We start from the raw sequence: 25,931 nt of genomic DNA, 5'->3' as shown, positions 1-25,931 counted from the left end.
CCACCGCAGTTTTATAGGGCACCATGGTTTGCAGCATGTCGGTGAGTGCCGCGCGTTGCAGGTAGTTTTGATAGCTGGGCAGGCCGATTGCGCTAAGAATGGCCACAATGCCAATCACAATCATTAATTCGATCAGGGTAAAACCCCGTTGTCTTTCCATCGTCAGGCTCCTTGTTGTGGAGCGGCTAAGGTAGGAAACGACGGTGGGCAGCGAAAGCAGGACTGTGACGAAGTGGAAAACGTTACGCGTTAAATCGAGGTTGTTGCACAAGGTTTCGCGGTAAATGGGGGAGAGTGCACAAACCGCCGCACTGGAGTACGGCGGCGGCCGCGAGGTTATCCGTGTTCGCGGAAGCGCATGGAGAGGTCAAGGGCGCGAACATGTTTGGTCAGCGCGCCCACAGAGACGAAATCAACGCCTGTTTTGGCAATCTGCGGCAGGGTGGTTTCGGTGACATTGCCAGAAACCTCAAGCAAAGCCCGTTTCGCAGTAAGTGCCACGGCTTCATGCATCATCTCAAAGCTGAAATTATCGAGCATGATAATATCGGCGCCGGCATCAAGCGCATCCTGTAATTCCTGCAGGCTCTCTACTTCCACCTCCACCGGCACATCGGGCTCCAGCCACAGCGCTTTCTCAACCGCTTTGCGCACAGAGCCGCTGGCAATAATGTGATTTTCTTTGATCAGGAATGCATCAGAAAGGCCGAGGCGGTGATTGTTGCCACCACCGCAGAGCACGGCATATTTCAATGCAGTGCGCAGGCCTGGCAAGGTTTTGCGCGTATCCAGCAAATGGGTTTCGCTACCGTCCAGTAGCGCAACATAACGACTGACCTCTGTCGCCACGCCGGACAGGGTTTGCACGAAATTCAGTGCGGTACGCTCTGCGGTTAACAGCAAACGCGCCGGGCCGTGTAATTCAAACAGCAGTTGGTCAGCGACCACATTTTGACCGTCCTCGACATGCCAGATGGGAGTGACTTTATTACCCAGCTGGATAAAGACTTCCTCGACCCAACGTTTACCACAGAAAACACCGGCTTCGCGCGTAATGATCTGCGCTTCAGCCAGCTTATCTTCAGGCAAGAGCAAGGCGGTGATGTCACGATCGGCATCGACTTCGCCACCTAAATCTTCTTGAAGCGCGCGGGCTACGGCTTCCGGGATGTCCTGTTCGATACGTTTAATCAGTTCCTGACGACGATGATCGGGATCGTAACGACGCGATGCCATGGTGATGCCACTCCACTAGTCGGAATTTTGTGCGTCCACCTTAGCCTGATTTATTGACTAATGCCAGACACCGCCGAATGAAATGTTTAGTATCCTTAACACGGGCGCGCCTGCGCATTATGTCGCAAGCGTGCAGGGGGAATCATGGTATTCTCGGCAAAGTTTGGCTAAGGATTGTAGGCATGAAACTGGAAGATGGCTGGATCACCAGCGCGCGCAAAGTGCCCTCACCGCACTTCAATCAGCGTCCGGAAAGCGAAATTCCGTCGCTGTTAATCATCCATAATATCAGTTTGCCACCTGGCGAATTTGGCGGTCCGTGGATTGATCAATTGTTTACCGGGACCTTACCCCCGGATGCTCACCCCTATTTTGCCGATATCGCCCATTTACGCGTGGCGGCACACTGCCTGATTCGCCGTGATGGTGAACTGGTGCAGTACGTCTCTTTCGACCAGCGCGCCTGGCATGCTGGCGTTTCGCAGTTTGAAGGTCGAGAAAACTGTAATGATTTTTCGATGGGTATAGAGCTTGAAGGTACTGATACGCTGCCCTATACCGATGCACAATATGATACTTTGCAGCAGGTTAGTGCCTTGCTGCTTCAGCATTATCCGCTGACGCTGGATCGTATTACCGGTCACAGTGATATCGCACCGCAGCGTAAAACCGATCCCGGTCCCGCTTTTGACTGGATGCGCTATAAAGATGCTATCAGGCAGGAGAATCCTTGAAACCGCAGGAGCAGGTATGACGTTGTTTAGCTTGTTATTAGTTTTAGGTTGGGAGCGCCTTTTTAAATTGGGTGAGCACTGGCAACTGGATCATCGGTTGGAACCGCTGTTCCATGGACGCCAGCGCTTCTCGCTGTTGCGCACGTTATTGATGACCCTCGTTGCCATGCTGATTGTCTGGCTGTTGGTCTGGAGCCTCAAAGGCATTCTGTTTGGCGTGGCGCAACTGGCTTTCTGGATTGTGGTTGGGCTGCTGTGCATCGGCGCGGGCTCGGTGCGTTTGCATTATCACAGCTACCTGAAAGCGGCGAGCCATGACGATGAAGCGGCGCATCAGGCCATGGCTGCCGAACTGACGCTGATTCATGGCGTGCCCGTTGAGTGCAGTGAGCGTGAATTCTTGCGTGAACTGCAGAATGCGTTGATCTGGATTAACTTCCGTTTCTACCTTGCTCCGCTGTTTTGGTTTGTGGTCGGTGGGCCATACGGCCCGGTTCTGCTGGTGGGATATGCTTTTCTGCGCGCCTGGCAGACCTGGCTGGCGAAACATCACTCGCCACTTGAGCGCGCGCAGTCAGGCGTCGATCGCGTCCTGCATGTGCTGGACTGGATCCCGGTACGCCTGGCAGGCGTGGCTTATGCGTTACTTGGTCATGGTGAACGGGCATTGCCAGCGTGGTTCGCTTCGTTGAGCGATCGCCATCGCTCGCAATATCAAGTGCTGACCAGCCTGGCGCAGTTCTCACTGGCACGCGATCCGCACATGGACAAAGTTGAAACGCCACGTGTCGCCGTGGCGTTGGCAAAGCGTATTTCTCTGGTACTGGTTGTGGTCGTGGCACTGTTGACGATTTACGGCACGCTGGTGTGATCGGCTGGCGGCACGCCAAAATCCGGTGTGCCGTCTTCGCGCCATTCCAGGTACTTCAAACGCGTATGGCGGTTCGGATCCCATAACGGATCGCCCTCAATTTCGGTGTAGTTCCGTGCGTGATACACCAACACATCTCTTCCTTGCTCATCAACTGTAAAACTATTATGCCCCGGTCCATATTGCTGATTTTCCCAGCTGGTGGTGAAGACTGGACGCGCTGATTTCTGCCATGCGCTGTTGTCGAGCGGATCGGCCAGCGCATCAATACTCAACATGCCAAGACAGTAATTTTCATCGGTCGCGCTGGCAGAGTAGGTCACAAACAAGCGATCGCCATGGCGGATAGCTGCTGGGCCTTCATTGACGCTAAATCCTGCGCACTCCCACTGATACTCTGGCCGGCTTAGCATCACGGGGGCGCTTTTTAAGGTCCAGGGGTTGAGTAATTCCGCCAGATAGAGGTTGGAATTACCGGGGATCGCGGGATCTTTTTGCGCCCACAGATACCAGTTTTTGCCTTGATGCACGAAATGTGTAGCATCAAGAGAGAAGGAGTCGAGGGGAGTAAACACGCGACGCGCGGGCTGCCAGCGGCCCGAGAGCGGATCGCTGTCATCACACACCAGCGCGTACATACGATGTTGAAACAACCCGTCTTTAATGTCGCGTGTGGGAGCTGCGGCAAAATAGATCACCCACTGCCCATTAATATGATGGAGCTCAGGCGCCCAGATCAGTGCACTAAAAGGCCCGGTATCGGGTTTGTGCCATACCGTTACCGCTTCTGCCTCAATCAGGTCCGCTAACGTCTCTGCATAGCGAATTTCCAGGCGGTCATACTGCGGCACCGAGGCGACAAAATAGTAGCCTTGACCATGACGCAGAATAAAGGGATCGGCGCGTTGGGTAATAAAGGGATTTGGCCAGTTCATTTGATCTCTCCTGGAAGTGAGGTGGCAGACGGTGTGGCTTGAGAGGGTTCACGATGGCTTGCACGCCGAAGTGCAAGGTCATCCTGAATGGTGCGCATCAGTTGACGATCAACTTTCAGCAAGCGCACGACTCCTGCGGTGATGAGATAGCCGACACCGGGAATCACAGTGAACAGCAGTACAATGCCGTTAATGGCGGTCGGTGATTGCTGCTTCGCCCCAGCGTCATAGCCATAAATGGAGAGCAAGAAACCGACCATCGCACCTGCCACCGCCAGCCCCACTTTCAGGAAAAAGAGGTTGCCAGAGAAACTCATGCCCGTGATGCGTTTACCGGTTTTCCATTCGCCATAATCATCAACGTCCGCCATCAATGACCAGTGCAGCGGAGATGGGATCTGATGCAGGATATTCAGCAGGAAGTAGGCGATGACCACCGCAACGGTTGCCAGTGGATCAATCCAATAAAAGCCACAGGAAAACAGCGCCAGCGCGATATTGATCCAAAAAAACACCTTCAGTTTGCACCAGCGGTCGGTAAGGATTTTTGCCAGCGTACTGCCTAACATCATGCCCACCACGCCCAGGCTGATAAACAGCGTAGCGAAGTGTGTGGATTGTCCCATCACCCAAATGACGTAGTACATGGTGGCCGCCATGCGGATAAAACCGGGGCAAACGTTACAGAAGGTCAGCAGCAAAATGCGTACCCATTGGTCGTTCTTCCATACGTCGCGCAGATCTTTTTTCAGGTCATCATTATTCGGCACTGCCGGGCGAATACGCTCGCGCACGGTGGCAAAACAGAACAGGAACATGGCCAGGCCAATCAGTGCCAGCACGCTCATCGCCATTTGATAGCCGCGCGCTTTGTTGTCCCCTCCGAACCACTCGGCCATGGGCAAAATGGAGAGTGACAGGATCAGTGTGGCCACACCCACCATGACAAACCGATAGGACTGACAAGAGACGCGTTCACGCGGATCGTTAGTGATTACCCCGCCCAGAGAGCAGTAGGGGATGTTGATTGCCGTGTAGGTGAGCGACATCAGGAAGTAGGTGACAAATGCCCAGATGACTTTATTTTCGTAGCTCCAGTCCGGTGTGGTGAACATCAGGACGCTGAACAGGACATAGGGTACTGACACCCATAACAGCCACGGGCGGAAACGGCCCCAGCGGCTTTGTGTGCGGTCCGCTATCGCACCCATGATGGGGTCGGTCACCGCATCCAGCACGCGCACAGAAAGCAGAAGGGTGCCGACCAGCGCCGGGGCGAGGCCAAACACGTCGGTGTAGAAATAGTTAAGGAACAGCATGATGGCACCGCCGATCATGTTGCATCCGGCATCGCCCATGCCATATCCCAGTTTCTCCCTGAACGAGAGGGCGGCTCCTTTCATTGTTCGTCTCCATCTGCAAGGTGAGACGAAATTATTAGCGTTAAATCAGTAACATGCTGGGGAGGATTTGGTTACGTAGATGGACAAAACAGGTGGGCGGAGAAAAGTGTGAGGCAGATCAGAAGAACTGCCCGGTGACGGGACACCGGGCAGAGACAAACATTAGGCTTTTTGTACTTTATTCTTGATGGCGTAACCCACAGCCAGGATCACCAGCCAGACCGGAATCAGCCAGACAGAGATCGCCATACCTGGGGTCATGACCATGATGACCAGTACTGCCGCCAAAAACAGCAAGCAGATCCAGTTCCCCAGCGGATAGAGCACCGCTTTAAAGCGCGTGGTCACACCTTGTTGGTCTTTCTTCTTACGGAATTTCATATGAGCGAGGCTGATCATTGCCCAGTTGATCACCAGCGCAGACACCACCAGCGACATCAACAGGCCAAAGGCTTCACCTGGCATCAGGTAGTTGATCAGTACACACAAAGCGGTTGCCACCGCGGAGACCATAATAGTGGCTACCGGTACGCCGCGACGGTCAACGTTTAACAGCGCTTTCGGGGCGTTACCCTGCTGTGCTAAGCCGAACAACATTCGGCTGTTGCAGTATACGCAGCTGTTATAGACCGACAGCGCAGCCGTCAGAATCACCACGTTCAGCGCGTTGGCGACCAGCGCATCACCCAGTTCATGGAAGATCAGCACGAACGGGCTGGTGTCTGCCGTTACACGCGTCCATGGCAGCAGTGAAAGCAAAACAGCCAGTGAACCGATGTAGAAGATCAGAATACGCCACAGCACTTGGTTGGTGGCTTTAGGAATGCTCTCCTGAGGATTATCCGCTTCTGCCGCCGTGATACCGACCAGTTCAAGACCACCGAAGGAGAACATGATGATGGCCATCATCATCACCAGTCCAGACCAGCCATTTGGCATAAAGCCGCCCTGTTCCCACAGGTTGCGAACGGTGGCTTGTGGACCGGCGTGACCGCCAAACAGTAACCAGGCACCGAACAGGATCATGCCGACAACTGCCACAACTTTAATAATGGCGAACCAGAACTCCATCTCACCAAACACTTTAACGTTGGTCAGGTTAATGGCGTTAATCACCACGAAGAAGATGGCGGCACTGGCCCAGGTGGGAAATTCGGGATACCAGAACTGAATGTATTTACCGACGGCGCTTAACTCGGCCATGGCAACCAGCACATACAGCACCCAGTAGTTCCAGCCAGAGGCGAAACCGGCGAAGTTGCCCCAGTACTTATAAGCGAAGTGGCTGAAGCTACCGGCAACCGGCTCTTCTACGACCATTTCGCCCAGCTGGCGCATAATCAGAAAGGCAATAAAACCGGCAATGGCATAACCCAGAATCACGGCCGGGCCGGCCGATTTAATCACTGATGCGCTGCCCAGAAACAGACCGGTACCCACGGCACCGCCCAGCGCAATAAGCTGAATATGGCGATTTTTCAGGCCGCGATGCAGCGACTCGCCATGCTGTTGTTCCATACAAACCTCGTGATGTTGTTATTGTGCACCTGCAGTGCGCGCACTGTAAGGCTGTTTTTACCTAATGTATTCTTTTCTTTACGGTATCTGGCGTGCTGTGTGCATGTCCCGGCTACCATGGCGTCCAGAATAGTGATAAGCGCGCCGCTTTGCACCTGCTTTTGCTTTTTGTGCTGAGAGATGGCTGAAAAAGCAGCAGTATCCTCTGTGGAGCAGCCAAGATATTTCTGACATGAATAAACAATAAACACGAATAGCTTTGCCTTATGGTTTAGCGACGCTGAATCGGCTAACCCTGTGTAAGGTTTAGTAAAAGTGAAATCTGTTAACAATTCACTTTGCAGGCAAATTTATGCCTTTAACACGGTGAGTTAGCGTGCGGCAACAGCGATATACCCTTGAAGTGTGATGGGGGCCATATAGACACAAGGTGAATACTTTGTTACTTTACGGGCACTATTTTTCAATTGGTATTACCAATTTACTCCGGACGTTTGGCTGATAAGAAGGGAAGATGGCTTACAGTAAAATTCGCCAACCCAAGCTCTCCGATGCGATTGAGCAACAGCTGGAGTCCCTCATTATGGAGGGGACACTTCAGCCGGGTGAAAAGCTGCTCCCCGAACGCGAACTGGCGAAACAGTTCGATGTCTCACGTCCATCCCTGCGCGAAGCGATCCAGAGCCTTGAAGCCAAAGGCCTGCTGCTGCGCCGTCAGGGCGGTGGTACCTTCGTGCAAACGAATCTCTGGCAGAGCATGAGTGACCCGCTGGTCAGTCTGCTTGCTGAGCATCCAGAATCTCAGTTTGACCTGTTGGAAACCCGTCACGCACTGGAAGGCGTGGCTGCGTATTACGCCGCGCTGCGTGGCACAGATGAAGATTTGCAGCGCATCCGTGACTGCCATGTTCATATCCAGCAGGCACAGGACAGTGGCGATCTGGATGCCGAGGCCGATGCAGTGATGAAGTATCAGATCGCTGTCACAGAAGCCGCTCATAATGTGGTGCTGTTACATTTGCTGCGCTCTATGGGCCCTATGCTGGAACAAAACGTTCGCCAGAATTTTGAATTGCTCTACGCTCGCCGGGAAATGCTGGCGAAAGTGAGTGGTCACCGCGCCAGTATTTTTGAGGCGATTGTGGCTCGTGAGCCAGAACAAGCACGCGAGGCATCTCATCGTCACCTGGCGTTCATTGAGGAAATCTTGCTGGACAGAAGTCGGGAGCAGAGTCGTCGTGAACGCTCCCTGCGTCGTTTACAGCAACGTAAGGAATAACGCACGGCAACGAACGTGCGGAAAACAAACGACGGACCTGTCTTCTTGTGCTGTGAATAAGAAGCAAAGCACAAGCAGACAGGCTCCTGATAATTCAACGTATTAGACACAGATAAGGAACACACCCCATGTCAGAACGTTTACAGAATGACGTGGATCCGATCGAAACTCGTGACTGGCTACAGGCGATCGAATCGGTCATCCGTGAAGAAGGTGTTGAGCGCGCGCAGTATCTGCTTGATCAGGTACTGAACACAGCACGCAAAGGTGGTGTTAAAGTCGCTGGCGGTGCTTCTGCTATCAGCAACTACATCAACTCTATTGCTGTTGAAGATGAACCGGACTATCCGGGCAACACCTCTCTTGAACGTCGTATCCGTTCCGCAATTCGCTGGAACGCCATCATGTCGGTGCTGCGTGCGTCGAAGAAAGATCTGGAGCTGGGCGGTCACCTCTCATCTTTCCAGTCTTCTGCCACCATTTATGAAGTGTGTTTTAACCACTTCTTCCGTGCGCGCAGTGATAAAGACGGCGGCGATCTGGTTTACTTCCAGGGTCACATTTCTCCGGGCATCTACTCACGTGCTTTCCTTGAAGGCCGTCTGACCGAAGAGCAGATGAACAACTTCCGTCAGGAAGTTCACGGTAAAGGTCTGTCTTCTTACCCGCACCCGAAACTGATGCCAGATTTCTGGCAGTTCCCGACCGTATCAATGGGTCTGGGTCCGTTGAATGCGATCTATCAGGCGAAGTTCCTGAAGTATCTGGAACACCGTGGCCTGAAAGACACCTCAAACCAGACCGTTTATGCCTTCCTGGGTGACGGTGAAATGGATGAGCCAGAATCTAAAGGTGCGATCACCATCGCCACCCGTGAGAAGCTGGACAACCTGGTGTTCATCATCAACTGTAACCTGCAGCGTCTGGATGGTCCGGTCACCGGTAACGGTAAGATCATCAACGAGCTGGAAGGCATCTTCGCGGGTGCAGGCTGGAACGTGATCAAAGTGATCTGGGGCGCGCGTTGGGATGAACTGCTGAAGCAGGACACCAGCGGCAAGCTGATCCAGCTGATGAACGAAACCGTTGATGGCGACTACCAGACCTTCAAATCCCGTGATGGCGCATACGTGCGTGAACACTTCTTCGGTAAATATCCGGAAACGGCTGCGCTGGTAAAAGACTGGTCAGACGAAGAGATCTTCGCCCTGAACCGTGGCGGTCACGATCCGAAGAAAATCTACGCAGCACTGAAAAAAGCGCAGGACACCAAAGGTCAGCCGACCCTGATCCTGGCACATACCATCAAAGGTTATGGTATGGGTGACACCGCGGAAGGTAAAAACATCGCGCACCAGGTGAAGAAGATGAACATGGATGGCGTTCGCTACATCCGTGATCGCTTCAATGTGCCAGTGGCTGACGATAAGATCGAATCCCTGCCGTACGTCACCTTCGAGAAAGGCTCCGACGAGTACAACTATCTGCACGGTCAGCGCGAGAAGCTGGGTGGCTATCTGCCAACGCGTCAGGCGGAATTCAGCGAGAAGCTGGAGATGCCGACGCTGGAAGAGTTCAAGCCGCTGCTGGAAGAGCAGAACAAAGAGATCTCGACCACCATCGCCTTCGTGCGTGCGTTGAACGTGATGCTGAAGAACAAGTCGATCAAAGATCGTCTGGTGCCAATCCTTGCGGATGAAGCGCGTACCTTCGGTATGGAAGGTCTCTTCCGTCAGATTGGTATCTACAGCCCGAACGGCCAGCAGTACACCCCGCAGGACCGTGAGCAGGTTGCTTACTATAAAGAAGACGAGAAAGGCCAGATTCTGCAGGAAGGGATCAACGAGCTGGGCGCAGGTTCATCCTGGCTGGCGGCGGCGACCTCTTACAGCACCAACAACCTGCCGATGATTCCGTTCTACATCTATTACTCGATGTTCGGCTTCCAGCGTATCGGCGATCTGATGTGGCTGGCGGGCGACCAACAGGCACGCGGCTTCCTGGTTGGCGGTACCTCTGGTCGTACGACTCTGAACGGCGAAGGTCTGCAGCATGAAGATGGCCACAGCCACATTCAGTCGCTGACTATCCCGAACTGTATCTCTTACGATCCGTCTTACGCGTACGAAGTGGCTGTCATCATGCAGGATGGCCTGGTGCGTATGTATGGCGAAGCGCAGGAAAACATCTACTACTACATCACCACGCTGAACGAAAACTACCACATGCCTGCGATGCCGCAGGGTGCGGAAGAGGGTATCCGTAAGGGTATCTACAAGCTGGAAACGGTAGCAGGTAGCAAAGGTAAAGTGCAGCTGCTGGGTTCAGGTTCTATCCTGCGTCACGTGCGTGAAGCGGCACAGATTCTGGCTAACGACTACGGCATCGGTTCTGATGTGTATAGCGTCACCTCTTTCACTGAACTGGCACGTGATGGCCAGGATTGTGAACGCTGGAACATGCTGCATCCGACTGAAGCACCGCGCGTTCCTTACATCGCTCAGGTGATGAACGAAGCGCCTGCAGTGGCCTCAACCGACTACATGAAGCTGTTCGCAGAACAGGTTCGCAGCTACGTTCCAGCCAGCGACTATCGCGTACTGGGTACGGATGGCTTCGGTCGTTCTGACAGCCGTGAAAACCTGCGTCACCACTTCGAAGTGGATGCATCATACGTGGTGGTTGCTGCACTGGGTGAACTGGCTAAACGCGGCGAAATCGATAAGAAAGTGGTGGCGGATGCGATCACTAAGTTCAATATCGATGCCGATAAAGTTAACCCGCGTCTGGCTTAAGAGGTAAGAGAGTAATGGCTATCGAAATTAACGTACCAGATATCGGGTCAGACGAAGTTGAAGTCACCGAAATCCTGGTGAAGGTAGGCGACAAAGTTGAAGCTGAACAGTCGCTCATCACCGTGGAAGGCGATAAAGCCTCAATGGAAGTCCCTTCGCCGAAGGCTGGCGTAGTGAAAGAGATCAAGATCGCCACCGGTGACAAAGTGAATACCGGTTCACTGATCATGATCTTCGACGCAGAAGACGCGGCGGCTGCACCGGCAGCAGAAGAGAAAAAAGCCGAAGCGGCGCCAGCCCCGGCTGCTGCTGCGGTCAGCAAAGAAGTCAACGTGCCTGACATCGGCGGTGATGAAGTTGAAGTCACTGAGATCCTGGTGAAAGTTGGCGACAAAGTTGAAGCGGAACAATCACTGATCACCGTTGAAGGCGACAAGGCTTCAATGGAAGTGCCTGCACCGTTCGCGGGCGTGGTGAAAGAGATCAAATCACCACTGGCGATAAAGTGAATACCGGTTCGCTGATCATGATCTTCGAAGCGGAAGGTGCCGCTCCGGCTGCCGCTCCAGCAGCGAAGCAGGAAGCGGCTCCAGCTGCAGCCCCTGCAGCTGCGGGTGGTGCGAAAGACGTGAATGTGCCTGACATCGGCGGCGATGAAGTTGAAGTCACTGAAGTGCTGGTAAAAGTAGGCGACAAAGTCACCGCTGAACAGTCACTGATCGTGGTTGAAGGCGACAAAGCATCGATGGAAGTGCCTGCGCCATTCGCCGGTACCGTGAAAGAGTTGAAAGTGTCCACGGGCGACAAAGTCAGCACCGGTTCACTGATCATGGTATTTGAAGTAGAAGGCGCTGCGCCTGCTGCTGCGGCACCTGCGGCGAAACAGGAAGCGGCTCCAGCACCGGCAGCGGCGAAACCTGCTGCGGCTCCAGCGCCTAAAGCTGACGCTAAAGGCGAGTTTGCTGAGAACGATGCTTACGTGCACGCCACGCCAGTGATTCGTCGTCTGGCACGCGAGTTCGGTGTTAACCTGGCGAAAGTCAAAGGCACTGGCCGTAAAGGTCGCATTCTGAAAGAAGACGTGCAGTCTTACGTGAAAGATGCGGTGAAACGTGCTGAAGCAGCCCCGGCTGCAGCGGCAAGTGGCGGAAGCCTGCCAGGCTTGCTGCCTTGGCCGAAAGTCGATTTCAGCAAGTTCGGTGAAGTTGAAGAAGTGGAACTGGGCCGTATCCAGAAAATCTCAGGTGCTAACCTGAGCCGTAACTGGGTGGTTATCCCGCACGTTACGCACTTCGATAAGACCGATATCACCGATCTGGAAGCATTCCGTAAGCAGCAGAACGCTGAAGCGGAAAAACGTAAGCTGGATGTGAAGTTCACCCCGGTGGTGTTCATCATGAAAGCCGTTGCTGCCGCGCTAGAGCAGATGCCACGTTTCAACAGTTCTCTGTCTGAAGATGCACAGAAACTGACGCTGAAGAAATACATCAACATCGGTGTGGCGGTGGATACGCCAAACGGTCTGGTGGTTCCAGTGTTCAAAGATGTGAATAAGAAAGGCATCACTGAACTGTCGCGTGAACTGATGGCGATTTCTAAGAAAGCGCGTGATGGCAAGCTGACCGCCAGCGATATGCAGGGCGGTTGCTTCACCATCTCCAGCCTGGGTGGCTTGGGTACCACGCACTTTGCGCCAATTGTTAACGCGCCGGAAGTGGCTATCCTCGGTGTTTCCAAGTCAGCGATGGAGCCGGTGTGGAACGGTAAAGAGTTTGAACCGCGTCTGATGATGCCAATCTCACTCTCCTTCGACCACCGCGTGATCGACGGTGCAGATGGTGCGCGCTTTATCACCATCATCAATAACACACTGTCCGACATTCGCCGTCTGGTGATGTGAAGTTAACCAAGGCCGGCAAATGCCGGCCTTGTTGTAAGCATTCAGAGTTGCCGCGGTTGGCAGTTTATTAACAATTCTGTAAACTCTTGCGGTGAAATGTCCCGGTGGATAAAGGGCATGCGGAGCCTGGGACGGGCTCGCTTTTGACCGCCGGCAATCTAATAAGAGGTCATGATGAGTACAGAGATTAAAACTCAAGTCGTGGTACTTGGGGCAGGTCCTGCAGGTTACTCTGCAGCCTTCCGTTGCGCTGATTTAGGTCTGGAAACCGTAATCGTTGAGCGTTACAGCACCCTCGGTGGTGTTTGTCTGAACGTCGGCTGTATCCCGTCAAAAGCGCTGCTGCACGTTGCGAAAGTGATTGAAGAAGCGAAAGCGCTGGAAGAGCACGGTATCGTGTTTGGCCAGCCGCAAACTGACATTAACAAAATTCGTTCCTGGAAAGAGAAGGTTATCACCCAACTGACTGGCGGTCTGGCCGGTATGGCCAAAGGCCGTAAAGTGAAAGTGGTTACCGGTCTGGGTAAATTCACCGGTGCTAATACGCTGGTGGTGGAAGGTGAGGGTGGCGCAACCACCATCAACTTCGACAACGCAATTATTGCCGCAGGTTCACGTCCAATCGAACTGCCATTCATCCCACATAACGATCCACGTGTATGGGATTCAACTGACGCGCTGGAACTGAAAGAAGTACCTAAGCGTCTGCTGGTGATGGGTGGTGGGATTATCGGCCTGGAGATGGGCACCGTTTACCATGCGCTGGGTTCAGAGATCGACGTGGTTGAGATGTTCGACCAGGTTATCCCTGCTGCTGATAAAGACGTAGTGAAGGTGTTCACTAAGCGTATCAGCAAGAAATTCAACCTGATGCTGGAAACCAAAGTCACCGCTGTTGAAGCGAAAGATGATGGTATCTACGTATCAATGGAAGGTAAAAAAGCCCCTGCAGAAGCGCAGCGTTACGACGCCGTGCTGGTGGCCATTGGTCGTGTACCAAACGGTAAAGGCCTGGATGCGGGTAAAGCGGGCGTTGAAGTGGACGATCGCGGTTTCATCCGTGTCGACAAGCAGTTGCGCACTAACGTGCCCCACATCTTTGCAATCGGCGATATCGTAGGTCAGCCAATGCTGGCGCACAAAGGTGTGCACGAAGGCCACGTGGCGGCAGAAGTTATCTCTGGTCTGAAGCACTACTTCGACCCGAAAGTGATTCCTTCTATCGCGTACACCGAGCCAGAAGTTGCATGGGTAGGTTTGACCGAGAAAGAAGCCAAAGAGAAAGGCATCAGCTACGAAGTGTCCACCTTCCCGTGGGCAGCCTCTGGCCGTGCGATTGCTTCTGACTGTGCAGATGGCATGACCAAACTGATCTTCGACAAAGAGACTCACCGTGTGATCGGTGGTGCAATTGTCGGCACCAACGGCGGCGAGCTGTTGGGTGAGATCGGTCTGGCGATCGAAATGGGCTGTGATGCAGAAGACATCGCACTGACCATTCATGCCCACCCAACGCTGCATGAGTCTGTTGGCCTGGCGGCTGAAGTGTTTGAAGGTAGCATTACTGACCTGCCAAACCCGAAAGCGAAAAAGAAATAAGTTTTCGCGATAAATAGAAAAACGGCTCCTTAATGGAGCCGTTTTTTATTATTAAAACATTTTAAATAAACTGGTAAAAAAGGCGCGTGAGCTAACACGTTGTCATGCCGGAATAGCAGGGGCGAACCCCTGCTAATGAAGTGTTACTGTTTAACTTCGCAAGCCATTACAGCAGATAATTCAGCAGTGAAGATCTTAACCCGTAACTCACACAACGAACTACGGGTTATCAGACATAAACCTAATAACATAAGCCCGCTGATCATCAGCGTGCTGAATTTCGACTTCATAGTCACTTACCTCTTGCATTAGCACAAGCGAGCGACTACCCTGACATTTCTCAGGTGTAGGGTAGTCGGCTCGCTCGCAGGGTTAATTAACATTGACTCTGCGAGCAAACTCTCCACAACCTACCTCAAATTCACTAAGCTTAAGGCAGATTGCCTCAAGCGCCCGCAGGCAGTCTACGCGATTTTATTTATATTTCACGCATCCATTTTGTTTATTTTTAATTTATTACTTCATTGTTAGTAGTTTCTGTTATTTGTTTTTTAAATATTTACCTTAATATGTTTTCGTTATTTTTTATCCAGTCGATAAAATGCCTGAGTGGCGCTGAAATATATTTCCTGCTGGGGTAGTAAAGCCAGAATCCCTCTTCAACTTGCGTATATTCAGCGAGAATCTCAGTTAACTCTCCACTCGCCAGCGCATTATTGACGGCATCCTGATGCAGAAAGGCGATGCCCAATCCAGCCTGTGCTGCCTGTAGAATGCGATCATTATTGTCCAGTACCAGCGAGCCTTTTACCGCGACTTCCTGTTTACGGCCGTCCTGCCAAAATTCCCAACGATAACGCCGCCCGCTGGGAAAGCGTCGCTCAATGCAGGGGAAGTGTAATAACTCGGCAGGGGATTGGGGGATGCCATGCTGAGCAAGGAAATCCGGGCTGGCGACGGCCAGCGCGCGCATGGGGTGGCCAAAGGGCACGGCGATCATGTCCTGCGCCAGCACATCACCATAGCGTACACCGGCATCAAAGCCCGCTTCCACGATATCGACCAACGCGTCATTGCTGTCGATCTCCAGCGTAATCTCGGGATAGCGTTGCACAAACGGCAGTATCAAAGACGGGAAGAACAGCGCTTCTGCTGATCGCGGCATACTGATACGCAGTATCCCGCCCGGTTCTTCACGCCAGTTATTCAACTCATCCACCGCCTGCGACAAATCGGCTAACGCGGGCTGAATGCGCAGCAAAAAGCGCTCACCTGCTGTCGTCAGCGCGACTTTGCGCGTGGTGCGCGTGAGTAAGCGAACGCCCAGGCGCGCTTCAAAATGGCGCATGGCATGGCTCAAGCTGGAGGGCGTGACGTTGCGCTCCTCGGCGGCTTTGCGAAAGCTGAGATGCTGCGCAATTGCGGCAAACATCTCCAGTTCCTGCAGGGTGGCTGGGTATTTATTCATTGCTGAGTTTTACTCACTAAATCAACGAAATTAGCGCAATTGTTGTGGTGATTACTGAGGTTTATAACATTAACACCGAAAGCAAAGAGGATGGAACAATGCAACAGCGTCAATTGGGCAATCAGGGATTAAAAGTTTCAGCACTGGGTTTGGGCTGCATGGGCATGAGTTTCGCCTATGGGCAAAATGATGAAAAACAAGCGCTGGATACACTGGCAAGGGCGTTTGAGCTGGGGGTGAATTTCCTCGATACCGCAGAAGTTTACGGTCCTTTCACCAATGAGACACTGCTGGCGAAAGCGATTAAGGGACGTCACGATATTAAAGTGGCGACCAAATTTGGTTTTCGCATTACTGAGCAGGGAGAGGGCTGGGAGCGCATTACCGGAGCAAACAGCCAACCGGCGCATATTCGCCGTGCAGTGGAAGGATCGTTACAGCGACTCGGAGTTGAAACCATTGAACTGCTGTACCAGCACCGTATTGATCCCGCCGTGCCGATTGAAGACGTTGTCGGTGTGATGGCCGACCTGGTGCGGGAAGGCAAAGTGAAATATCTCGGATTGTCCGAAGTCTCCTCTGCCACGTTGCGTCGGGCACAGTCAGTGCATCCTATTTCGGCTTTGCAGAGTGAATATTCGCTGTGGACACGCGATCCGGAAGAAGAGATCCTCGCCACCTGCCGTGAACTCAATATTGGATTTGTACCTTATAGCCCGCTGGGTCGTGGCTTCCTCACCGGAAAATTCCCGGCCGCAGCCACGTTGGCAGAGAATGATTTTCGTCGCGGATTACCGCGTTTCCAGCAGGATGCACAGGCACATAACCAAAAGTTGGTGAACCAGTTATCAGAGATGGCTGCAGGTTATGACGCTACGGCGGCACAGTTGGCGCTGGCATGGGTACTGGCGAAAGGTGATGATATTGTGCCGATTCCAGGTGCCAGCAAAATTGTCAACCTGGAACAAAACTGTGCTGCGGCGTCATTGGTGTTGCAAGCAACGGATATCACGGCGCTGGATGCGCTGTTTGATGCGAAAAATATTCAAGGCGAGCGCTACACCGCCAACGAATTCAGCATGGTCGATCGCTAATCTTTCTCTCTGCACTGATCAAAAGCAGGCACCGGTTGCCTGCTTTTTTTATGTGATCCCGCTCAACAGCCAGATAAATCTGCTAATTAACGCGCGGATGTTGCTTTTTTGTAAACAGATTAACAATCAGCCGAAATGCTGCTATGCTGGCCGACGCGGAACCGGGCACCTCACCCTACTGTTTGACAGCTCAAGGGGTGCACCGGAAAGCTATACAATGAGAGCGAGGAGAACGTCGTGCTAGAAGAATACCGTAAGCACGTTGCCGAGCGTGCTGCCCAGGGAATCGTACCTAAGCCGTTAGATGCATCCCAAATGGCCGCGCTGGTTGAACTGCTGAAAAACCCGCCAGCGGGTGAAGAAGAATTCCTGACCGACTTATTGGTCAACCGTGTCCCGCCAGGTGTTGATGAAGCGGCGTATGTCAAAGCCGGATTCCTGGCCGCAGTAGTTAAGGGCGAAGCCCTCTCTCCTCTGGTAACTCGTGAAAAAGCAGTTGAACTGCTGGGTACCATGCAAGGCGGCTATAACATCCATGCGTTGATTGAAGCACTGGATGACGAAGCGCTGGCCCCAATTGCCGCAGAAGCCCTGTCCCACACGCTGCTGATGTTCGATAACTTCTACGACGTCGAAGAGAAAGCCAAAGCAGGCAACCCACATGCGAAAAAAATCATCCAGTCATGGGCTGATGCAGAGTGGTTCCTTAAGCGTCCTAAGCTGGCAGAAAAAATCACCACCACCGTGTTTAAAGTGACCGGCGAAACCAACACCGATGACCTCTCTCCGGCACCGGATGCATGGTCTCGCCCGGATATTCCACTGCACGCACTGGCGATGTTGAAAAACGCCCGTGAAGGTATCGAACCCGACGATGCTGGTAACATTGGGCCGATCAAACAGATCGAAGCATTGCAGAAAAAAGGCTTCCCGCTGACGTACGTCGGTGACGTGGTCGGCACCGGTTCTTCCCGTAAATCCGCGACCAACTCGGTGTTGTGGTTCATGGGCGATGACATTCCGTACGTGCCAAACAAAAAAGGCGGCGGTCTGTGTCTCGGCGGTAAAATTGCACCCATCTTCTTCAACACCATGGAAGATGCTGGCGCGCTGCCGATCGAAGTCGACGTTGATCGTCTGGAAATGGGCGATGTGATTGACGTTTACCCGTACAAGGGTGAAGTGCGCAATCACGAAACCAACGAACTACTGGCGAGCTTCGAGCTGAAGACCGAAGTTCTGCTGGATGAAGTGCGTGCCGGTGGCCGTATTCCCCTGATCATCGGCCGTGGCCTGACCACCAAAGCGCGTGAGTCTCTGGGTCTGCCGCACAGCGATGTGTTTGTAAAAGCCAAAGATGTGGCGGAAAGCACCCGCGGTTACTCGCTGGCGCAGAAAATGGTTGGCCGTGCGTGCGGCGTAGAAGGGATTCGTCCTGGCGCTTACTGCGAGCCGAAAATGACCTCGGTGGGTTCTCAGGATACCACCGGTCCAATGACCCGTGATGAACTGAAAGACCTGGCGTGCCTGGGCTTCTCTTCTGATCTGGTGATGCAGTCATTCTGCCATACCGCCGCTTATCCTAAGCCAGTGGATGTGACCACTCACCATACGCTGCCTGACTTCATCATGAACCGTGGTGGTGTTTCGCTGCGTCCGGGCGATGGCGTTATCCACAGCTGGCTGAACCGTATGTTGCTGCCAGATACCGTTGGTACCGGTGGTGACTCACATACCCGTTTCCCAATCGGTATCTCCTTCCCGGCGGGTTCAGGTCTGGTGGCGTTTGCTGCTGCCACCGGCGTGATGCCACTGGATATGCCTGAGTCCGTACTGGTGCGCTTTAAGGGTGAAATGCAACCGGGTATCACTCTGCGTGATTTGGTGCATGCAATCCCACTGTATGCGATTAAAGCGGGCTTACTGACCGTTGAGAAGAAAGGGAAGAAAAACATCTTCTCTGGCCGCGTGCTGGAAATTGAAGGTCTGCCAAAACTCAAAGTTGAGCAGGCATTCGAACTGACCGATGCGTCTGCAGAGCGTTCTGCTGCAGGTTGTACCATCAAGCTGGATCAGGAGCCGATTATTGAGTATCTGAACTCAAATATCGTGCTGCTGAAGTGGATGATCTCTGAAGGTTACGGCGATCGTCGTACGCTAGAGCGCCGCGTTGAAGGCATGCAGAAATGGTTGGCGGACCCGCAATTGCTGGAAGGCGATGCGGATGCGGAATACGCTGCGGTGATCGAGATCGATCTGGCAGAAATCAAAGAGCCAATTCTATGTGCGCCGAACGACCCAGATGATGCGCGCTGGTTGTCTGATGTGCAGGGTGAGAAGATCGATGAAGTGTTTATCGGTTCTTGCATGACCAACATCGGTCACTTCCGTGCAGCAGGTAAACTGCTGGATGCGCACAAAGGTCAGTTGCCAACTCGCCTGTGGGTTGCGCCGCCAACCAAGATGGATGCCGCACAGCTGACTGAAGAGGGCTACTACAGCGTCTTTGGTAAAAGTGGTGCGCGTATCGAAATCCCAGGTTGTTCACTGTGCATGGGTAACCAGGCGCGCGTTAAAGACGGTGCAACGGTGGTTTCCACCTCAACCCGTAACTTCCCGAACCGTTTGGGTACCGGCGCGAACGTCTTCCTGGCGTCAGCAGAACTGGCGGCAGTGGCTTCACTGCTCGGCAAACTGCCAACGCCAGACGAATACCAGCAGTTCATGGTGCAGGTTGATAAGACGGCGGCTGATACCTACCGCTACCTCAACTTTGACCAACTCGGTCAGTACACTGAGAAAGCTGATGGTGTGATCTTCCAGACTGCAGTTTAATCGGCGGCAGGAATGAGAAAAAGGGGCGATGTGAATCGTCCCTTTTTTATTGGTTCTTTTCTGGATAATTTTCCGAAAACGTCAATTTCATCATACTTTTTCGAATGATTAATAATAACTCATCATGATTAGTTTCATTGTGTTATTTCATTAATTGGTTTCGTCATTTCCGTTATGATTTATCAATACAAGCAGTTTTAATTCAGGATATTGCTTGTTTATCGTTAAGTTTTATTGGTTGGGTTCAAAGGGCTTTTTTTTAATGAATCGAATTAACAAAGAAAAATGCTACTTAAAATCGATTTAGCGCAGATTAAATGCCATGGATAATATCAAATTAAGGGTATAAATGCGTTTTAAGAATATTCCTATCTCCTCGCTATCTTATTTTTCATCACACGGTTATGTTTAAAAAAAGTGATAGCGGCCGTTTCGCTTATGCGCGCTTCACTTGCATAACGTCCCGATATCAAATGATAAAATCTTAATACTTGTTTAAAGCTTGATCTGTCGCGATTGGGTCATGTTTAAGATTATCTAATTGTTTCCAGATATCGTGGGCTCAACAACAATGCTGTCATTGTGTGGGGTCAAAATGGAATTCAAAACCGCCATCTATGCACTTTCTATCGCGACGATATTAACAACACCCCTGGCGGCCAGTGCCGCCGGAACGCTCACGGGCCAGGTGGGGATTCAAGTGGTGATTAGCGACGGTTGTACCGTCGGGAATAATGACTCCAGTGGGTCAACCAACAACTGGGGCTCGATTAATTTTGGCACCTACGCCGACCTCGCCAATATTATTGATGGCAGCGTATTAGGGTCTGACGGCAGCAGCAGCGTGACGGTCACCTGTACCAGTGGATTATCTCCGACATTAACGCTGGATGGTGGCCTCAACGGCAGCAGTACCCTACGTAATATGACATCAGGCACCACGCTAATTCCTTATCGCCTCTATTCTGACGCCTCGCGCAGCACTGAAATTGCTGTGAACGGCAGCGTGTCATTAACTGCCGACGGTACCGAACAGGATGTGCCGATTTACGGCCGCATTTTGCCTTCGGACCAAAGCACCACTTCACCGGCTTCCGGCACCTATGTTGATACGGTCACGGCGACGTTAGCCTGGTAACACGGCGAGCGCCATGGAACGGCACCTTATCGCATGCGTCTGGTTATTAAGCTCGTGGCCCTGCTTTGCCAGCAGCACCACTGATAGTTTCCAGGTGATGGCTGCCATCACCAGCGGCTGCGCTTTTGGCAGCAATAGCAGCGCCAGTGCAGACTTTGGAACGCTGGATTTCGGTGCTATGTCTACCATCAGCACGCCTGTTGATGTGGCAAGCAGCAGCGGGGCGGGGTCGATAGTGGTGACCTGCACGCCAGGCACTGCCATTACGCTGGCTTTGGACTACGGCGAACATGGCGGCAGTGCCAGTTCACGTTACCTGAGCAATGGCAGCGCCACTCTGGCTTATCAACTGTATCAAGATGCAGCACACACCACGGTTTGGGGCAGCGATGCGCTGGCGTATAGCGTGTCGTCGTTTCCTGATAGCACACAAACTTACACCATTTATGGACGCCTGTTTGCCACGTCGGGCTTGCCCGCTTCTGGCACTTACAGCGATACCGTAACTGTCACCTTGACCTACTGAATCATGAAAAAACTGATCGTTATCGCGTTGCTGGCGTTACAGAGTTGTGTGTCCCATGCAGCAAGCTCGGTGTTAGTCTGGCCGATTTTTCAGGTCATTGAAGCCGACCAACATGGCAGTGCCTTGTGGCTGGAGAATCGGGGAAGCCAGCCGGTGCGTTTGCAAATTCGTTTGTTAAGTTGGCAACAACAGGATTATCGAGACCGCTACGCCGATCAAAGTGACGTAATCGCCAGTCCACCGTTTGCCACTGTGCCGCCGCAGCAGCGACAACTGGTGCGCTTAATTCGCACTGGCCCAGCGCCAGTTGAGGGTGAAAAAGCCTACCGTATCATTCTGGATGAGATCCCAGATGCGAATGTTCCTGTGGTGAAAAACAGCGCAGGCCTACGTTTGCAGATGCGATATGTACTGCCTCTGTTTCTCGATAGCCAAGGCGTCTGGACCCAGACACGCAGTGATATTCGTCGCGATCCCGCCTCGGCAAGTCAGCCAAAGCTAAGCTGGCAGGTGATCACTGTGCAAGGTAAAACCCTGCTGCGCATTCGCAACACCGGCAAAGTGCATGCACGTTTGAGCCAGGTATTTTGGGGCCGCGATGCGGATATCAATAAAGCGTCGTTCACGCTGGCAAAAGGTTTTCTCGGCTATGTGCTAGCGGGGCAGAGTATGCAGTTCCCACTGCCGCCGGGGAAAACGGTGCCAATGGGGATCTCGCTGTATACCAAACTCACCGATAATGGCCCAGCGGTAGCCATCAGCCAATGATTTCAGCGCCAACGCGAAGGCTGGCGCTGCTGCCTGGCCTGCTGTTGTGCGGCGTGATGGAGGTAAACGCGGAAGTTTACGATGGTTTGCCTCCGCCACGTGCGTTACAGAGTGCGCCGACGGAATACATGCTGTGGCTGACGCTGAGTGTCAATGGTCGTAATGACGGCAGCGTGGTACCAGTGACGGTGCAGGGTACGCACTATCTGTTGGATGCGGCAGTACTGAGGCGCAATCACATCCGGTTAGCCGACACCGCCAGCGGCATGCAGGATGTGAGTGCTCTGGCGCAGATCACTGCCCGCTATGACAGCGTGCATCAGATATTGCAGTTGCAGGTGCCGGACAGTTGGTTACCCCGGCAAATGCTCGGCGAGCAGAAAAATGCGGCATTCCAGGCGATCAGTTCCCCCGGAATGCTGCTCAATTACGACGCTTACAGCGTAAAAAGCGCGCAAAGCAGCGGCTATAGCGCGGTCTGGCTGGAGCAGCGTGTGTTTTCGGCTTCGGGCTATCTCTCCAATACCGGCACCTGGCGACAAGACTGGCAGTCGAAAGGTGAAAGCGATAGCCGTGAGGGCTATCTGCGTTACGACACCACCTGGAAATACAGTGATGTTGATCGCATGGTGAGTTATCAGATGGGCGATGTGATCAGCAACTCGCTCAGCTGGAGCAATTCGGTGCGATTAGGTGGCCTGCGTATCAGCCGCAGTTTTGCGGTGCGTCCCGACCTGGTGACCTATCCGATGCTGAACTGGTCGGGCACCGCAGCCGTACCCGGCAGTGTGGACGTGTTTATTAATGGCTACAAAGCCAGCAGCAACAGCCTGAATGCCGGTCCCTGGACACTCACCAGTACGCCCTATATCAACGGTGCGGGTGAAGCCACGCTGGTGACCACGGACGCTTTAGGGCGGCAGGTCGAGACCAGCATTCCGTTTTATGTCTCGAATCAACTTTTGCGCAGCGGATTGAGTGATTTTGATTTCAGTGCGGGGGCGTTGCGGCAAAACTACGGCATACGCAGTGCGGATTATGACGCAGCGGCGGTCAGCGGGTTTTATCGCTATGGCTTTAATGATCATCTGACGTTAGCGCTGCAAGGTGAGGGCCGTGGCGGCCTGGCGCGTATGGGCGCGGGTGCGGATATGGCCGTTGCACGTTTAGGCACACTTTCGCTAAGCGCCAGTCAGTCTCAATCCGGGCAGAGCGGGCAGCAATATTCCGCCGGTTACTCTTGGTATGCACCCAGCTTCAGCCTCAGTGTCAGCCATGTACAACGCACTGCGGGGTTTAGCGATCTGTCGGTCTATCACACCAGTGCCACGCTGAGCCGCCGTGCTGAACAAGCCACCCTCAGCATGGCCCCTTTTGGTCGTTGGGCGGGCACCTTTGGCGTGGGCTATTTTGATATCACCGCGCATGATGGTACCCGTACCCGGTTAGCCAATCTCTCCTGGAGCCATGGCTTGTGGGCGAACAGCAGCCTGCATCTGACACTGAATAAGACTCTGGGGGATCGGGGAATGGCTGCGCAAATCCAGTTGCTCATTCCTTTTGATCAGTCTGGATCGCTCTCGCTCTCCAGCCAACGCGATAGCGACGGCGAGACGACACAGACAATGAGTTATAGCCGCGCCGCGCCCGCAGCGGGTGGAGTGGGCTGGAATCTGGCGGCGTCCCCTAATAATGATGGCTATCGTCAGGCCGATCTGACCTGGAAGAATCGCTATACCGTTTTAAGTGGCGGGATCTATGGATCATCCGGCGATCGTAGCCAATGGTTTGATGCCAGTGGCGCCTTGGTGTGGATGGATAACGCCTTGTTTGCCAGTAGCAAAATCAATGATGCCTTTATCGTGGTCAGCACCTCGGGTTACAGCGGCGTGCCTGTGCGTTATGAAAATCAGCTATTGGGTGAGACAGACAGCGGAGGCCACATTTTGGTGCCGTGGGTGAGCGCATGGTATCCCGCCAAACTGACTATCGATCCCCTGAATTTACCGGCGGATATTAATACACCCCAAGTGGAGCAACGGGTGGCGGTGCGAGAGGCCAGTGGTGCACTGGTGAATTTCCCGCTACGCAAAACCCGGCCGCTGCTACTGACGTTGGTCGATGGCCAATATCATCCTTTACCCCCCGGCACCCTGGTGACGGAAATTCACAGCGGTCAAACCACGCAGATGGGCTATGGCGGTCAGGCGTGGTTTGACGATGTGCCGGAGCACAGTGATATCGCGGTTTCGCTCCCGGGAGGCCAGTGCCGTCACCCTTTAGTACTGGACGGTAAGCAAGCCCAGTACCTCGTTGGACCGCTGGTATGTGCGATGCGTGATAAACAGGAGAGGCAGCAATGAAAAGGATACTGATTAGCCTGGTGGTACTGCTGGCAGGCTGGAGCGGTTCGCTGTGGGCAGCGTGCACTGCCAGTTCCAGCAGCACGGACTTTGGCAGTCTGAGTTCGTTTACGCTGGCCAGCACCGCTCAGGTGGTGGAAACCGGCACCGGCTTCACCTGTTCGGGCAGTGCGCTTTCACTTCTCAGCACCAATACGGTGACAGGCACCATGACCCGTTCAGCCAATGCATCGGGAACCACGCCACGTTTTTATAACAGCAGCACGGGCAGTTATGTGCCCTACAGCATTTGCGGTGACAGTGGCTGTAGTACGGTCTACAGCATTGGCAGTAGCAAAACCTGGAGTTCGACTTCATTGCTGGGACTGCTGGGATTGTTCAATGCCAGCGACGGCACACTGCCACTCTACTTAAAAACCACCACTGGCACCAATGTGCCTGCGGGAACCTACACCGACACACTGACAATCACCTGGAACTACAGTATCTGTTTTGTCGGCGTCTTGGGGATATGTTCTTACACCACGGGCACGGCGGTTTCGACGATCCAGCTACAGTTTGAAGTCACCAACGATTGTGCCATCGACAGCGCGCCCGATGTGGATTTTGGCAGTGCCTCACTGCCAGCCAGTTTTGGCACGATCTCCTCGACACTGGGCATACGCTGCACCTTGAATGCCGCCTACAGCGTCAATCTTGCCAGCAGTAATGCCACCAGCGGTGACTGGCGACAAATGATCAATGGCACCTCGCTGTTACAATATCAGCTTTATCAGCCTGATGGCTCAGCCTGGACCGCCAGTAATGACTTGAGCGAAACCGGCACGGGAGCAACGCAAAGTATCAATTACACCGCCAAGGTAAATCCGGATCAGACCAACCAGCCTGCGGGCAGTTATAGCGATACTGTGACGGTCACCGTCACCTATTGAGCGGTAGCTTCTGGCATAATGCGAGCGTGATCCCACTTTATTCAGCGCGCTACGCACAAAATGCACTTATTCGGTGCTGTATGTTGCGCCATTAGCTACACGAGGCGAACCCCATGGAGTATGAATTTCTGCGTGATTTGACGGGTCAGGTCAAAGTCCGTATGTCGATGGACCACGAAGCGGTGGGGCACTGGTTCAACGAAGAAGTGAAAGATAATTTGGCCCTGTTGGATGAGGTCGAGGTCGCGGCTCGCGAGGTGAAGGGCACCATCAACCAGTGGCAGCGTGTTGGACACGAGTACACGATCTGGCTGGATGAGGAAGAGGTGATGATCCGCGCCAATCAGCTGGCGCTGGAAGATGACGGTATCGAAGAAGGGATGACTTATTACGACGAAGAGAGCCTCTCCTTTTGCGGGGTGGAAGATTTCCTCGCGGTGATCGCGGCATATCGGCAATTTATGGCGGGCAAATAAAGGGTTAGGTCGCCATAAATGGCAACCCTACGTCGATTTTGTAGGGGCGGCATTTATGGCG

Annotated in this window: 21 protein-coding genes and 1 pseudogene; 14 read left to right on the top strand and 8 right to left on the bottom strand. The window is 53.2% G+C overall.

All coding sequences use genetic code 11. From position 1 onward, the window contains the following. Positions 1 to 160 (bottom strand): prepilin-type N-terminal cleavage/methylation domain-containing protein (locus PSSD_RS09405; RefSeq protein ID WP_153011423.1); only part of this gene is annotated, 160 nt, incomplete at its 3' end. Positions 161 to 336: 176 nt separating this feature from the next. Beyond that, positions 337 to 1,236 carry a carboxylating nicotinate-nucleotide diphosphorylase gene (nadC, locus tag PSSD_RS09400; protein WP_058970940.1) on the bottom strand — a complete coding sequence of 300 codons (900 nt, stop codon included), beginning with the start codon at positions 1,234 to 1,236 and terminating at the stop codon, positions 337 to 339. Between the two features lie 182 nt (positions 1,237 to 1,418). Between nadC and ampD the strand changes: the two genes are divergently transcribed. Both ampD and ampE read left to right on the top strand, forming a co-directional pair. Further along, positions 1,419 to 1,970: a 1,6-anhydro-N-acetylmuramyl-L-alanine amidase AmpD gene (gene ampD, locus PSSD_RS09395; RefSeq protein ID WP_058970938.1), complete on the top strand. Its 552-nt coding sequence runs from the start codon at positions 1,419 to 1,421 to the stop codon at positions 1,968 to 1,970. Between the two features lie 16 nt (positions 1,971 to 1,986). Further along, positions 1,987 to 2,841 carry a beta-lactamase regulator AmpE gene (gene ampE / locus PSSD_RS09390; RefSeq protein WP_058970933.1) on the top strand — a complete coding sequence of 285 codons (855 nt, stop codon included), beginning with the start codon at positions 1,987 to 1,989 and terminating at the stop codon, positions 2,839 to 2,841. On the opposite strand, the gene PSSD_RS09385 is transcribed toward ampE, so the two are convergent. The 4 genes from PSSD_RS09385 to PSSD_RS27430 form a co-directional block, all read right to left on the bottom strand. Continuing rightward, positions 2,823 to 3,776, bottom strand: a complete 954-nt coding sequence (locus PSSD_RS09385; RefSeq protein WP_058970929.1) for a glycoside hydrolase family 43 protein — start codon at positions 3,774 to 3,776, stop codon at positions 2,823 to 2,825. The genes ampE and PSSD_RS09385 overlap by 19 nt on opposite strands. Beyond that, positions 3,773 to 5,179: a glycoside-pentoside-hexuronide (GPH):cation symporter gene (locus tag PSSD_RS09380; protein ID WP_058970925.1), complete on the bottom strand. Its 1,407-nt coding sequence runs from the start codon at positions 5,177 to 5,179 to the stop codon at positions 3,773 to 3,775. The genes PSSD_RS09385 and PSSD_RS09380 overlap by 4 nt, the downstream gene beginning before the upstream one ends. 162 nt (positions 5,180 to 5,341) lie before the next feature. After that, entirely contained in the window at positions 5,342 to 6,697 is a 1,356-nt protein-coding gene (gene aroP, locus PSSD_RS09375) for an aromatic amino acid transporter AroP (protein ID WP_039331328.1), read from the bottom strand. Further along, positions 6,658 to 6,948, bottom strand: a complete 291-nt coding sequence (locus PSSD_RS27430; RefSeq protein ID WP_153011422.1) for a hypothetical protein — start codon at positions 6,946 to 6,948, stop codon at positions 6,658 to 6,660. Before PSSD_RS27430 ends, aroP begins: the two co-directional genes overlap by 40 nt. Positions 6,949 to 7,211: 263 nt before the next feature. On the opposite strand from PSSD_RS27430, the gene pdhR reads away from it, so the two are divergent. The 4 genes and pseudogenes from pdhR (at position 7,212) to lpdA (ending at position 14,270) form a co-directional block, all read left to right on the top strand. After that, positions 7,212 to 7,976: a pyruvate dehydrogenase complex transcriptional repressor PdhR gene (gene pdhR, locus PSSD_RS09370; protein WP_034829622.1), complete on the top strand. Its 765-nt coding sequence runs from the start codon at positions 7,212 to 7,214 to the stop codon at positions 7,974 to 7,976. A gap of 128 nt (positions 7,977 to 8,104) precedes the next feature. Beyond that, entirely contained in the window at positions 8,105 to 10,771 is a 2,667-nt protein-coding gene (aceE, locus tag PSSD_RS09365; RefSeq protein WP_039331323.1) for a pyruvate dehydrogenase (acetyl-transferring), homodimeric type, read from the top strand. A gap of 14 nt (positions 10,772 to 10,785) precedes the next feature. Then, a pseudogene (aceF, locus tag PSSD_RS09360) lies at positions 10,786 to 12,671 on the top strand (pyruvate dehydrogenase complex dihydrolipoyllysine-residue acetyltransferase). Positions 12,672 to 12,845: 174 nt separating this feature from the next. Next, on the top strand, positions 12,846 to 14,270 hold the full coding sequence (lpdA, locus tag PSSD_RS09355) for a dihydrolipoyl dehydrogenase (RefSeq protein WP_058970952.1): 1,425 nt from the start codon (positions 12,846 to 12,848) through the stop codon (positions 14,268 to 14,270). A 143-nt stretch (positions 14,271 to 14,413) separates the two neighbouring features. Here lpdA and PSSD_RS27425 read toward each other — a convergent pair whose 3' ends face one another. Then, positions 14,414 to 14,536, bottom strand: coding sequence for a Hok/Gef family protein (locus PSSD_RS27425; protein ID WP_439654591.1), 123 nt, complete (start codon positions 14,534 to 14,536; stop codon positions 14,414 to 14,416). Between the two features lie 293 nt (positions 14,537 to 14,829). Next, complete coding sequence (locus PSSD_RS09350; RefSeq protein ID WP_058970922.1) at positions 14,830 to 15,738, bottom strand: LysR family transcriptional regulator; 909 nt, start codon at positions 15,736 to 15,738, stop codon at positions 14,830 to 14,832. 98 nt (positions 15,739 to 15,836) lie between these two features. Here PSSD_RS09350 and PSSD_RS09345 point away from each other — a divergent pair, with 98 nt between their 5' ends. From PSSD_RS09345 to yacL, 8 genes are all read left to right on the top strand, one after another. Further along, positions 15,837 to 16,832, top strand: a complete 996-nt coding sequence (locus tag PSSD_RS09345; protein ID WP_058970920.1) for an aldo/keto reductase — start codon at positions 15,837 to 15,839, stop codon at positions 16,830 to 16,832. A gap of 237 nt (positions 16,833 to 17,069) precedes the next feature. Further along, on the top strand, positions 17,070 to 19,667 hold the full coding sequence (gene acnB / locus PSSD_RS09340) for a bifunctional aconitate hydratase 2/2-methylisocitrate dehydratase (protein WP_058970916.1): 2,598 nt from the start codon (positions 17,070 to 17,072) through the stop codon (positions 19,665 to 19,667). A 595-nt stretch (positions 19,668 to 20,262) separates the two neighbouring features. Further along, a complete protein-coding gene (locus PSSD_RS09335) occupies positions 20,263 to 20,805 on the top strand; it encodes a Csu type fimbrial protein (protein WP_058970913.1) in 543 nt (180 codons plus the stop codon). A gap of 13 nt (positions 20,806 to 20,818) precedes the next feature. Further along, a complete protein-coding gene (locus tag PSSD_RS09330) occupies positions 20,819 to 21,331 on the top strand; it encodes a Csu type fimbrial protein (protein ID WP_058970911.1) in 513 nt (170 codons plus the stop codon). A gap of 3 nt (positions 21,332 to 21,334) precedes the next feature. Further along, positions 21,335 to 22,099, top strand: a complete 765-nt coding sequence (locus tag PSSD_RS09325; RefSeq protein WP_058970908.1) for a fimbrial biogenesis chaperone — start codon at positions 21,335 to 21,337, stop codon at positions 22,097 to 22,099. Further along, positions 22,096 to 24,462 (top strand): fimbria/pilus outer membrane usher protein, encoded by a 2,367-nt coding sequence (locus tag PSSD_RS09320; protein ID WP_058970905.1) that lies wholly within the window; start codon positions 22,096 to 22,098, stop codon positions 24,460 to 24,462. The genes PSSD_RS09325 and PSSD_RS09320 overlap by 4 nt, the downstream gene beginning before the upstream one ends. Further along, the gene (locus PSSD_RS09315) at positions 24,459 to 25,394 is read left to right on the top strand and encodes a Csu type fimbrial protein (RefSeq protein WP_058970902.1); all 936 of its coding nucleotides are present in this window, start codon (positions 24,459 to 24,461) and stop codon (positions 25,392 to 25,394) included. Before PSSD_RS09320 ends, PSSD_RS09315 begins: the two co-directional genes overlap by 4 nt. A gap of 113 nt (positions 25,395 to 25,507) precedes the next feature. After that, positions 25,508 to 25,870 (top strand): protein YacL, encoded by a 363-nt coding sequence (gene yacL, locus PSSD_RS09310; protein WP_039331304.1) that lies wholly within the window; start codon positions 25,508 to 25,510, stop codon positions 25,868 to 25,870. Positions 25,871 to 25,931 lie beyond the last annotated feature (61 nt).

The organism is Type-D symbiont of Plautia stali (genome assembly GCF_001485335.1).
Taxonomy (GTDB): Bacteria; Pseudomonadota; Gammaproteobacteria; order Enterobacterales; family Enterobacteriaceae; genus Pantoea; species Pantoea vagans_C.
The sequence above is the reverse complement of the archived record's forward strand: the minus strand, read 5'-3'. Positions and strand labels throughout refer to the sequence as shown.

Bases quoted from the DNA above. Each gene is read 5' to 3' on its own strand.
- PSSD_RS09350 (WP_058970922.1), bottom strand. From the start codon at position 15,738: ATGAATAAATACCCAGCCACCCTGCAGGAACTGGAGATGTTTGCCGCA.
- PSSD_RS09330 (WP_058970911.1), top strand. From the start codon at position 20,819: ATGGAACGGCACCTTATCGCATGCGTCTGGTTATTAAGCTCGTGGCCC.
- PSSD_RS09380 (WP_058970925.1), bottom strand. From the start codon at position 5,179: ATGAAAGGAGCCGCCCTCTCGTTCAGGGAGAAACTGGGATATGGCATG.
- PSSD_RS27425 (WP_439654591.1), bottom strand. From the start codon at position 14,536: ATGATCAGCGGGCTTATGTTATTAGGTTTATGTCTGATAACCCGTAGT.
- PSSD_RS09385 (WP_058970929.1), bottom strand. From the start codon at position 3,776: ATGAACTGGCCAAATCCCTTTATTACCCAACGCGCCGATCCCTTTATT.
- nadC (WP_058970940.1), bottom strand. From the start codon at position 1,236: ATGGCATCGCGTCGTTACGATCCCGATCATCGTCGTCAGGAACTGATT.
- ampD (WP_058970938.1), top strand. From the start codon at position 1,419: ATGAAACTGGAAGATGGCTGGATCACCAGCGCGCGCAAAGTGCCCTCA.
- aceE (WP_039331323.1), top strand. From the start codon at position 8,105: ATGTCAGAACGTTTACAGAATGACGTGGATCCGATCGAAACTCGTGAC.
- pdhR (WP_034829622.1), top strand. From the start codon at position 7,212: ATGGCTTACAGTAAAATTCGCCAACCCAAGCTCTCCGATGCGATTGAG.
- PSSD_RS09320 (WP_058970905.1), top strand. From the start codon at position 22,096: ATGATTTCAGCGCCAACGCGAAGGCTGGCGCTGCTGCCTGGCCTGCTG.
- yacL (WP_039331304.1), top strand. From the start codon at position 25,508: ATGGAGTATGAATTTCTGCGTGATTTGACGGGTCAGGTCAAAGTCCGT.
- PSSD_RS09345 (WP_058970920.1), top strand. From the start codon at position 15,837: ATGCAACAGCGTCAATTGGGCAATCAGGGATTAAAAGTTTCAGCACTG.
- PSSD_RS09325 (WP_058970908.1), top strand. From the start codon at position 21,335: ATGAAAAAACTGATCGTTATCGCGTTGCTGGCGTTACAGAGTTGTGTG.
- aroP (WP_039331328.1), bottom strand. From the start codon at position 6,697: ATGGAACAACAGCATGGCGAGTCGCTGCATCGCGGCCTGAAAAATCGC.
- PSSD_RS09335 (WP_058970913.1), top strand. From the start codon at position 20,263: ATGGAATTCAAAACCGCCATCTATGCACTTTCTATCGCGACGATATTA.
- PSSD_RS09315 (WP_058970902.1), top strand. From the start codon at position 24,459: ATGAAAAGGATACTGATTAGCCTGGTGGTACTGCTGGCAGGCTGGAGC.
- ampE (WP_058970933.1), top strand. From the start codon at position 1,987: ATGACGTTGTTTAGCTTGTTATTAGTTTTAGGTTGGGAGCGCCTTTTT.
- lpdA (WP_058970952.1), top strand. From the start codon at position 12,846: ATGAGTACAGAGATTAAAACTCAAGTCGTGGTACTTGGGGCAGGTCCT.